General features: G+C 68.0%; 9 protein-coding genes. 3 read left to right on the forward strand and 6 right to left on the reverse strand.

The features are described from left to right. Positions 1–121 precede the first annotated feature (121 nt). The 6 genes from ABZ793_RS23705 to ABZ793_RS23730 all read right to left on the reverse strand — a co-directional run bounded on the left by ABZ793_RS23705 (position 122) and on the right by ABZ793_RS23730 (position 6792). On the reverse strand, positions 122–913 hold the full coding sequence (locus tag ABZ793_RS23705; protein ID WP_357460908.1) for an alpha/beta fold hydrolase: 792 nt from the start codon (positions 911–913) through the stop codon (positions 122–124). 627 nt (positions 914–1540) lie between these two features. Further along, positions 1541–2677, reverse strand: a complete 1137-nt coding sequence (locus tag ABZ793_RS23710; RefSeq protein ID WP_357460911.1) for a hypothetical protein — start codon at positions 2675–2677, stop codon at positions 1541–1543. A 24-nt stretch (positions 2678–2701) separates the two neighbouring features. Continuing rightward, entirely contained in the window at positions 2702–3013 is a 312-nt protein-coding gene (locus ABZ793_RS23715) for a hypothetical protein (RefSeq protein ID WP_357460914.1), read from the reverse strand. A gap of 198 nt (positions 3014–3211) precedes the next feature. Continuing rightward, entirely contained in the window at positions 3212–3607 is a 396-nt protein-coding gene (locus ABZ793_RS23720; RefSeq protein WP_357460917.1) for a RidA family protein, read from the reverse strand. 308 nt (positions 3608–3915) lie between these two features. Beyond that, positions 3916–4038 (reverse strand): hypothetical protein, encoded by a 123-nt coding sequence (locus ABZ793_RS23725; RefSeq protein WP_357460919.1) that lies wholly within the window; start codon positions 4036–4038, stop codon positions 3916–3918. Between the two features lie 234 nt (positions 4039–4272). Next, a complete protein-coding gene (locus tag ABZ793_RS23730) occupies positions 4273–6792 on the reverse strand; it encodes a DUF262 domain-containing protein (RefSeq protein ID WP_357460922.1) in 2520 nt (839 codons plus the stop codon). Positions 6793–8001: 1209 nt separating this feature from the next. Here ABZ793_RS23730 and ABZ793_RS23735 point away from each other — a divergent pair. The 3 genes from ABZ793_RS23735 (at position 8002) to ABZ793_RS23745 (ending at position 9970) form a co-directional block, all read left to right on the forward strand. Then, on the forward strand, positions 8002–8469 hold the full coding sequence (locus tag ABZ793_RS23735) for a hypothetical protein (RefSeq protein ID WP_357460925.1): 468 nt from the start codon (positions 8002–8004) through the stop codon (positions 8467–8469). Between the two features lie 298 nt (positions 8470–8767). After that, a complete protein-coding gene (locus tag ABZ793_RS23740) occupies positions 8768–9415 on the forward strand; it encodes a hypothetical protein (protein ID WP_357460928.1) in 648 nt (215 codons plus the stop codon). 150 nt (positions 9416–9565) lie between these two features. Further along, entirely contained in the window at positions 9566–9970 is a 405-nt protein-coding gene (locus ABZ793_RS23745) for a DUF2399 domain-containing protein (protein ID WP_357460930.1), read from the forward strand. Positions 9971–10432 lie beyond the last annotated feature (462 nt).

Raw genomic sequence — 10432 nt, forward strand, 5'->3', positions numbered from 1 at the left:
TTTTGCCGCCTCGTCAGCGACGTCCCTTCGATGAACGGATGGCGAACTGTAACACCGCGTCTCGCCGGCCCGCCAGGTCGAACACCCGACACAATGGAAGCCCTGGTATGGGCAGAAGTCCTTACCGATCCTTTGTCGATGATTGCGCCACAGCGGTGTGATCGGCGACAATGCGGCGCATAATGTCCAAGATTTCCGACTGGTGGTCAGTCAGGAAGAAATGCCCACCGGCGAACACATGTCGCTGTGGCAGGGCCGCGCATTCCAGCGCCCAGCCGGCCGCCCGGTCCAGGTCCACGTGCTCGTCCCCGTCGCCGAGCAGCACGTGCACCGGCAGCTCCAGCGGCGGCTCGGCACGGTAGGCGTACCGCTCGGACAGGGCGAAGTCCGCCCGGATACCCGGCAGGATGAGCTCCATCATCTCCCGGTCCGCCAGCAATCCGGCCGGGGTGGCCCCGAAGTCGCGCAACGCCTCGATCAGGCCGGTGTCGTCGAGTTCGTGATAGCGCTGCTTGATCAGCCGGGTCTGCGGCGCCTCGGCCCCGCTGACCAGCAACGCCAGCGGATCGGGCGCGCCCCGGCGGCGCAGCTCCCGGGTCACCTCGAACGCCACCAGCGCACCCAGGCTGTGCCCGAACAGCAGGAACGGCCCCAACACCCGCTCGATGACCGCCGTCGCCAGCTGATCCACCAGCTCCGTAACGTCGTCGACGGGCGGCTCGTGCATCCGGATCCCCCTGGCCGGCATCAGCGCGACCTGCAACGACAGTTCCGGCTCAGCCATCGCCTGCCACTCCATGAAGGACGCGGCGATGCCACCGGCGTACGGGAAGACGAAGACCTGCGCATCGCCGGTGGACCGCGCCACTGACCCGAACCAGCGGCTCTCGCCGCCCGCACTCACCAGGGACATGACCGCGAGCATAGGTCAACCAAGGAGCGGAGCCGCCCACGCCGAGACCCTCGGGCGGCTCCGCAATGGACGACAATCAGACGGCCAGCAAGCTTCCCAAGCCGGTCAGCGGTACGCGCCCCCGGACAGCCGCAGGCAGTGCCACAGGGCTGGCCTGATCGGAGCTGATCACGGGCAGCCTGAGATCCCTTGCACCGCAGTTGCCCTCCAGCGGCGCAGTCGCTGGAGGGCGCCGAATTCGCTGCCGGCCAGGACCACACCGTCGATGCCGGGTGGCACGTGCCGGCGTACCTGCCGAAAACCGTCATCGGGGCGGATCTGGAACTGGCAACTCGCGTCCCGCACCTCACAAGGGTTGCAGGTCCCGCAGACCGGGGCCGGGGCATTCTTATCGTGATCATGCTGGCGGCGGCGCCCGGAGATCGATGATGGCGAGGCTCTCGGTCGGGGTATCGGACCGCCTTGGTCAGCTGCTTGAGCAGACCGTCCGGCCCGTCAGCGCTCCTTGGCCGCGTCGACGAACACGTCGGCGTGCTCGCCGCCATGTGGCGCAAACGATCCCGCTCTTACACCCCACTCGGCTTCACCATGGCCGAAAGCAGCGGCGGTTGATGGAAGCTGTGCCAGTCAGCCGAGCTCGGCTCGGTCGAGGCGGTCCAGCAGGCTTGGCTTACGGGCATGCCGTTCCCGCAGCTGCCGCACGCGCTGGTGAAACACCTCGGTGTCGCCGTCCCGATCGGCCAGCGCCTTCAAGGCGACCATGAGCGCGACGGCAGCGTCGTACTCCTTCGGCCTCTTCGTCTCGATCATCGCGGCCACCCGCTGCCACGCCTGCTCCTGCCGCCCGGCGAGCGCATTCAGGTGCTGCTCGCGGGCGGCGGCGGCAGCCCGCTCACGACGCTCCCGCTCGGCGGCCTCGCGCTCGTGGGTGAGCCGCTGCCGTCGCAACCTGCGCTGCCCCGCGGCAGCCAGCAGCTCCCCGACCATGCGGCGACCGCCGGTGCTGTCGCTCGGAGTCGTGCCGTGGAAGCGAGCCAGCAGTTCCGACCGCAGGTGAGCGTCGTCACCGCGCAACAGCCGTAGGACAACGTCGTCCTTCTCCGAATCGGGCAGCGCCTTCACCCAGCGGGACAGCACCGCCGTCGACGGCGTCGGATCCTTGAGCGGCGTGCTCGTCTCGGCTGCCACGGCGAGCAGATCCGGGTCCAGCCGCAGGAAGTCGACCAGGGCACGCAGTGGCCCGGACAGGTCCGCCAGACCGGGCGGCACCGGCGGCTCCAGCTCGTCGTCGTCCAGCTCGCGGCCCTGCACGCACAGCAGCCACGACAGGTACAGCAACCGCCGATCGCCGGCGGCCAACTCGGCCCGCGCGGGAAGGATCGCGGCGAGGTGACCGTCGCCCTCGTACACCTCGTCGCCGTCCTCGTCCTCACTCTGCAGATCAAGGATCACGTGTGTACGGGTCGCCCACGAGCTGGCCGAATCCCCGACGCAGTATTCCGCGGCCGTGCCCGGGTCCAGCACCGCGATCGGTAGCCGCAGCGCGATCCGGTGCGTCCCCCAGTTCGCCAGGTAGAGGAACGCGTCGAAGTACCGCTGCATCCACTCCCGCGGGTCACCCTTCAGGTCACCCCACTGGTAGTCGTTGACAAAACTCGACGACGTGATCCGCGCCCGCGTCGACAACGCCCGCAAATCCCGCTGCTGCGTCACCGTCAACGGCCGGTCGACCGCCACGAACTCGTAGTACTGGTACTCACTCACCGCCGAAACCCTCCGCCATGATGATCATCCGCCAGCCCAGTGCCGGTACGCCTCGATCCACTCCGCGCCGGGCGGCGACGGCCCCGGCAATGGAAGATCCAGAATCCCGATCACCTGACGAAATCGACCACGATGGCAGATCGCGACCACTGCGCCCTGGCGCAGCTCCACCTGCCGCACCGTCACCTCGACACCCAGAACCTGCGTCGTGAACGGCACCGCCAGGTTGCCCTCGATCATCGTGTACAGGCCGGCCAGCTGCTCATCATCGTCGTAAGCGTCGACCGTCGCCTCGCCGACCAACATGTCCAACTCGGCCCGGCTGAGTGAACCCACCGCAGCACCCTATGACAGCCCCTGCACGCAGCCCTCGATCACCGCACGCACCGCTTCGGCCCGCGACTCAGGCGAGCACTTCGCTGGGTTCCTCCTCACGGACTGTTCCTCCCAGACTCCTCGTCACCCTAATTGGGGACGTGTCCGGAGTTCTCGGATCGCCTCAGATGGAGCGAATTGGCGGCCATGAGGCGTCGGTTACTCCATCGCGATGGCCTCGATCTCCAGCAGCCACTCGGGCGAGTAGATGTCGGTGATGATGATGGTCAGCGCGGCCCGGTGGTCGCCGAGGATCTCCTGGCGGATCCGCCCGTTGGCCTCGCGGTACTTGCGATCGGAGAGGTAGATGGTCACCTTCGCCAGGTTCTCGATACCCATCCCCGCCTCGGCCAGCACGGTAAGCACGTTGTGCCAGGTGAGGCGGCACTGCGCATCGAAATCCTTGGGCACCCTGCCCGACCCGTCGCCCCACGGCACCTGGCCGCTGACGAAGACGGTCCGGCGCGCGCCGGTGACCAGCGTGCCATGGGTGTACGTGCCGCTCGGCTCGGGCAGCGTCGCGGGGTTGAGCGGATAGATCTCAGCGGTGGCCATCTGTCCTCCCGGGCCGGTGGGGGATGGGCATCGGTGCGGCCGTGGTGAGCGTCGGTCACGTGCATCGCTCGATGTCCGAGATCACGCTCCGGCTGGCCCCGCTGACCTCGGCCGCGTCCATGCTCAGGCCGCACGCCTGCCGGTGAGCGCGAAGTCGCGGACCCAGCAGATCGAGGAGTGCGTCCACTCAGATCGTCACGATAGCGGAGGTTCCTCGTGATAGTGGAGGCTCGCCGTCGCCGCGGCCGCTGCCGCTGCCGCTGCCGCTGCCGGTAAGCCGGATCACGGCGGTGCGCACTGCTCCGGCCTCAAGGCCGCCAGGTGTACGCGTCGTCGTGGGGCACGACGTTGAGCAGGAGGAACGTGTCGCTGCCGTCGTCGGGCGCCAAAACCACACCGCGCCAGAAGTCGTTGATCCGGATGGTCCGCATCCGGGGTCCCGGGCGTTGTTCACCGACTCCAGATGCAGGCCCTTGTCGGCGTGTAGCTCGGCGATGGTGAGCTGCTGGAACTTCTCCATCGCCTTGCGTACACCGGCCTTGACGGGCTTTCTCCAGGACGTCGTGGCTCTGCCAGAAGGTGTTGGCGAAGGCGAGCTGGGGCACGAGGGGTCTCCAACGGGTGGCGCACGGTGGCAGAGGCGAGGGCGAAGGCTCGGACGAGCGTCAGACCTCGGTTTGCGTGGCCTGCCCGTAAAACCAGCGGAGGTGCTCGATCAGCGCCTCGCGAGCCTTGACGTCGACCAGGACGCCGAGGGGGAAGCCGGGGCGCAGCGCCAGCTTGGCTGCCGCGATCTTCACGCCCGGCAGCTCGTTCAACCGCTGGCGGAACTGCTCCCGCAGCGCAATGTCGTCGAACGGGGTCCGGGTGCTCAGGTGCTGAAACACGATCTCGCACTTTCCGCTCGGATAGATCGTCGCGGGCCAGATGTTGCCGAGCTCGTGGTCCTTCCCCCGCGCCATCAGGAAGCACGAGGTCTCGCCGCCGGAACCGTAGAGCAAAGTCCCGCCCACCTTGGTCCAGGCTTCGAGTACGGACACTGCGCCAAAGGCGACCGGCCCGTCCTGCAGGTCGGTCAACTGCTCAAGGAACCGGTCATCGAACAGATTGTTGCGGCGGGACCGCGGTCGCAGGAGTTGCGCGGAAATGTCCTGCTGCGGCATGCCGGCGAGCTGGGCCAACTCCTCGACACTGATGCGCTGCGCCTGGCTGGCCCGACCGTACTTGTCGAACTCGACACCCTCTTCGCGTAGCAGGTCCTGCGGCGAGTCGGTGCGGGAAGGGTCGAGCCAGCGGAAGTTCGGCGCGACCACGCCCTCGGCTTGAAGGACCCGGTGCGCGTTCGGCGCCGGGTGGTTAGCCAGGCGGGCGCCGACGGAGACAGGGTGACTGCCGATCAGCGCGGCCAGATCACCGTACGCGGTCCAGGAGCCGGCGGGCAGCGCGGCGAGCGCCGTGTTCATGACGTCCCAGGGCACCTCGGACTTGTTGCCCGCCTCCTCGGTGGGCCCGGGCCAGGTGGCGATGATCCGCTCGGTGAGCGCATCGGCACGGGCGTGGATCTCGGGACGTCCCCAGCGCTTCTGGTCGGCGATCTCCCGGTTGAGCGCAATCCCGCTCTTGCCCAGTTGGGCCCGCTTGACCAGGAAGGAACTGTTGCTCAGCTCCGCGTTGTAGCCGGTCAGGGTCAGGTTGCCCAACGTGTGGACCAGTGCCTCGTGCGCCTCTGCGAAGCTCTCCTCCCCCTGCAGATCCTCGCCCAGCATCTGCCGCCACTCCGCGGTCGGGCTCTGCGGCATGACATGTTCTATGGTCAGCTTCTCTGGCGAGACCGGTTCCTTGCTGCCGTACGACTCTTCCAACCACTGAAGAACGAGCTTGCGCTGGGTCGCGCGGCCGTTGAGGTAGAACGGGATGGACCGCACCGACTCCCGGAGGCTGGTGTCGGTGGCGTAGTACTTCCGGCCGACCGACAGGTATACCCGCACCGCCTCGTCGACCGGCAGGTCCTTACGCATATCGGTGACGATGCGCAGCAGGACCCGGTTGATACTCGCGGTGGCACGGCCGATCAGCAGGCGCCGAACGAAGTAGCTCTCGACGTACAGCATCGCCGAGGCGATCTGGTCGGAGGTGGCCGTCCCCTGCTTGCGGCGGTCCAGCAGGTGCAGCAGCAGCGGCAACACGGTGGTCGTGTCCCACGCGTTGAGCCGGGCCAGGCGCCGCCGTACCTCCGGGTCCTGCTCCTCCTCAGGGTGCAGGATGATCCGCAGGAGAGCACCGAGGCGGCAGAATCGGCGCACCTCGGCCTCGATCTCCGCCTCGCTGCGCAGGCCGTTGAGCCGCGCCTGCTGGCCGACGTAGGTGTCGGTCTGCTTGACCTCGGGGTTGCGGTGCACCAGGTCGAGCCAGAACAACTGCTCGAGCTCCCCGGAGTCCAACTGCTTCTGCAGGGGGAACCACAGCGAGTCGTAGACTGCCTCGCCGCGGCTGGGCAGCCGCATGAACAGGTAGTTGCGCAGCAGGTCTGCCTGGGTGAGTTTCAGGCCGGTGTTGTTGAGCGACTCGAAAATCCGGTAGACGTTGTCGTCGGCCTGCGCCACAACCGAGACCAGCGCCATACCCGAGATGACCGCGTCCTCGATGCGTTCGATGTCCATCGGGTCGTCCGGGTCGTCGACCGCGACGAGCTGGGCCGCGAAGAACCGGTACGCCGCGCCCACCTGGTCGCTGCCGCCGGCCTGTGGCGTGGCCTCCAGGCACGCCTCGTAGGCGGCCCGATCGGCCTGAGTGGGGACGAGCTTCAACCGGTGAGCCGGCTTGTACTTGTTGATCAAGTATTCCTGGTCGATGCGGTCCCGGTGGTCCGGGTTCTCATGCTTGGCCCGGTGGTCGCGAATGGCACAGAGCAGGATCGACAGGGTGGTCAGGCGCTGCTGGCCGTCCACCACCAGGAACTCGGAGACCGAGGGCCCATTTGTGGGGCTGGTGGCGAGCACCAGAGAACCGATGAAGTGCGTAAGGTTCCGGTTCTCGATCCGCTCCTCGGCCAGCTTGCGGATATCCTCCCACAGGCGCCTGAGCTGGGAGTCCGTCCACGAATACGTCCGCTGGTACAGTGGCACCCGATACTGCTTCGCGCCCTCGAGTAGCTCCCGCAGCGTCGTCTCGTGTGCCGCAACCATGCACTGACTCCTCGTCTCTCCACGGCTTCCGACCGGCCAGTGGTGGCATTTCACCGCAGGCGGAGCAGCCCACGATAGGCGGAGATCAGAGGGATTCTTCCACGATCGTTCTGTCGGTATTGCGACACATGTTGGACGCATACCAACTTGATGCACACCTCCCATGAGGTCTTCCTCCGAACAGCCTGGACCAGGCCACCGGTCAGCGCTTCCATGTGGACGGCCGGTCGCTCGGAGGTGGGCCCGCCATCACGCAAGAATCAGACGACACCAACGCCGGCTGCAGCCCATAGGTCTGCCGGCCAGGCGACGCAGGCGTCAGCGCTACTACTCGGCAAGCGATGCACCGGAGGGCGACATCACCAGCAGGGGTTCGATCGACGACTGGTATGCCGACGCGGAAATGCGAGGCACTGCGGATCACGGCTGCGATTGGGAGAACGACGACATCCCGAATCGCACACCCGACTCCTGGCTCGACGACCTGGGAATCGCCTCGCCTCCGTACTCGCCAGGCGGCGGCCGAGGCGAAGCACGGCGGTCCGGGACGGATGGAGCCTCACACCGTGCGGGAACGTCCTGTCAGTGCATGCCCTGCAAGGCCCGACTTCGCAAGGTGGCGGGCGATTCCGGGGCATCCCTCGCCACAGCCGCACGCAAGTTGCTGAGCACGATGCCGGGCGCGACGGACAGCACCTTGGCCCGCCATCTGCGGCGCTCGGGTTGGCCGGATGTCACCGCAGAGCAGGTCGGCCGGGTGCTGCAGGCCTTGAACCGTCGACAGCCACAGCGGCGTCCGGCCCCGGCCAAGAAGAACCCGCTGAGGTCGCAGCGCCTAGCGGACGCCGCGAAGGCGGCTCAGGGCAAGCACCCGAGGCTGGGCATCCGACAGGTGACGCAGATGCTCCGGAAGTCGGGCTGGCCTACGGTCACCGAGGACGAGGTGCGCGTCGCGCTTGCTGCGCCGCCTCGCCCCGCAAGCCTCGCTCCGTCGATTCCCGCCCGACCCCTGCGCACCTCGCAGACCCACCCGGATGCTTGCCCGGCGTGCGGAGTGGTCGTGGGGTCGTTGGGCTTGTGCCGCTGCTCCTGACGCGCTGCGGTCAACAAGCAGGACCCGATCGCGTCCGACGCCTCATTGACACTCTGGCAGTTCTCGATCCCCCTGGGTGTTCTGACCCATGCGGTATGTCAGTACCGGGGGTGGGCGTGGACATCGAGTCGCTCGTACGATCCCTGAGCCAACCGTCGAGACTGGTCGACGAATCGTCTTCTCATGTTGTCGACGCCGTCGAGAAGTACGGCAAGACCGCCGCCGCGAAGAACGACGCTTACCGGTACGGCAAAGCGCCCGTCACCGTGACGATCGGTCCGACGGTGGGGACCAGCCCGGCGCATGTGCTGCACGAGCTCGGGGTGGCGACCACGCTGTTGACCGCGTCCCCGCTGGCGCAGGTGGCCCGGCACTGGGCACACGTCCGCTACTGCGCGACGCTGACTCAGCAACGCGGCGGCGTGCTCGGGCTCACGCCGTCAGCCCAGAGCCTCGTCTGCCATCACAAGGTGACCCAGTCGGAGCAGTTGGGCATCGGCCTGGCCCTGGTGGTGGCGAAGAGGGTGCTGCAACGCCAGCATCCCCGGTGGACCTTCTTCGCGTCGACGCGGAGGCGGCGCTAAAGGCGGGGTTCATCGGCGGGGCAGGTGTGGTGGAACGCACCTCAAAGGGCCAGAAGCGCCCGGACTACCTCCTGGTGGGGCACTACAGTTCGGGCCGTCGCAGCCGGATGAAGATCGTGGTGCTGGAATGCAAGGGCACCCACCAGCCGCAGGGCTTCGCCTACGGTCAGCTCGCCCAGGCAGCCCGTGCAGGTGAGGACGCTGAACGTCGGCGGTCGCCGCCCGCCGGCACTGATGGTGGCCTCGTGCTTGGCCGGGCGTCAGATCACTCATGCGTCGTTCCGCCGGGGATGACGCGTTGTGGGACAGCGACCCCGAGAACTTTGAGGAGTTGCTGCACGGCCGCCCGGAGGACCACCACTGGCGGACCCGGCCCGCCATGGCCGACGAGGTACGGACCTGGCCGGCGGCGGACGAGGACGCGGGGCCGCCCGGCACCACCGGCCCGACCCCGGCGAACGAGCTGCCGCCGGGAGCGCCTGAGGTGTTCGACGTGCCCGAGGACCGACGTGGCTGGTTCACCCAGATTCTGACCCGTGCGGTGGCGGCCACCGCGCTGCTCTTCGCTGGCGACAGCCTCACCCGTCATTACGCGACGCCACGGCAACGCGGGGACGAGCAACCCCAGTCCGGCCAACTGAGGCTGTTCGAGCTGGACCCGTCGTGGGCGGAGAGCACCGCCACGTCGCAGCCCGTGGTGGACGACCTGCGCGCGGAAGGCACCCTCTACCGTGCGCCGCTGCCGGAGGGCAAGCCCCTGGAGGTGTTCCGTGGCGTGGAGAGCAGCCTCTACGGTCATCTCGCGGACGGCCAGGTCGCCGCGTACCTTCGGGCGGCACCGCTGATCCGCCGCCGGTGGACACGGTCCCGGCCTCGCGACGGGGTGGTGTCGCTCGGACGGGACGGCACTGTCCTCACCATCCGCGTCACCGACCGGCGCCGCTGAGGCAGCGAGGGGCGTTGCCAGGCCTCAACCATGGTGAGCCTCGTCGCCCCGCCGCCGCACTCGGGGAGCCGGTCGTCGTGACCCTGCGCCAGCTCGCTCGCGGGGAGCCCCGGTTCGCTGCCCGGACTGTCTACGTCTGCGGGAACCACTGTGCTGGCCGCCGCGGCCGACCAGCTCGGTGCGGCGTGCCCGCCGCTGGTCTGCGTCGGCGGCCAGCCCAGCACCGCGGCGCTGCGGCTGCTGGCCAACCTGGTCCAGTCCGGCGCCCGCCTGTGGTATCACGGCGAATTCGACTGGGGTGGCCTGCGGATCGCCAACCTGCTGCGCGGCAGGGTGCCCTGGCAGCCGTGGCGCTACGGGACCGCCGACTACCTGGCCGGGGTCGCGGCCCGCACCGACCGGCCGAGTACCGGAGGGTCGCTGAGTGGCACGCCGACCGACGCGGCCTGGGATCCGGGACTCGCTGCGGCGATGCTTGCGGCCGGGGTCCGGGTCGAGGAGGAACTGGTGCTCGACAAGCTGATCACCGATTTGTCGGCGGCGACGGGACATTGAGATCGTTGCTGCCGGGCCGTAGGCGTTGCGAAGCGGCTGCAACCGCACGACGTCGACGACGTCTCGCCCTGGGGATCATGGACAGGATCGCAATCGTCGGCTGCGGCGGCAGTGGCAAGTCAACCGTCGCCCGGCAGCTGGCCCGGATGTTCAATTCGCCACTGCTCACCTCGACACGATCTACTACGACGAACAGTGGAGCCCGGTGCAGGAGCAGTTCGCTGACCAGTAAAGGCAGTCGGTCTCAAGGGAGTAGTCCTCGGTGAGGAGTGCGTCGTGTCCGCCTTGGCCGAGGCGGCGGATTTCCCAGAGATCGCTCAGCCACCCCATCCGCAGCCACCCCATCCATACGAGGGAGGTCTGAGGTACTAGTGCCGCGTCAGGCAACGTTCGCCCTGTTGACTACCTGACGTAGGCGCTTGTCGGTGGCGTTCTTGTTCCGCCAGATGATGTAGCGGCGGA

Source organism: Micromonospora sp. NPDC047465 (genome assembly GCF_040643125.1).
GTDB lineage: Bacteria > Actinomycetota > Actinomycetes > Mycobacteriales > Micromonosporaceae > Micromonospora.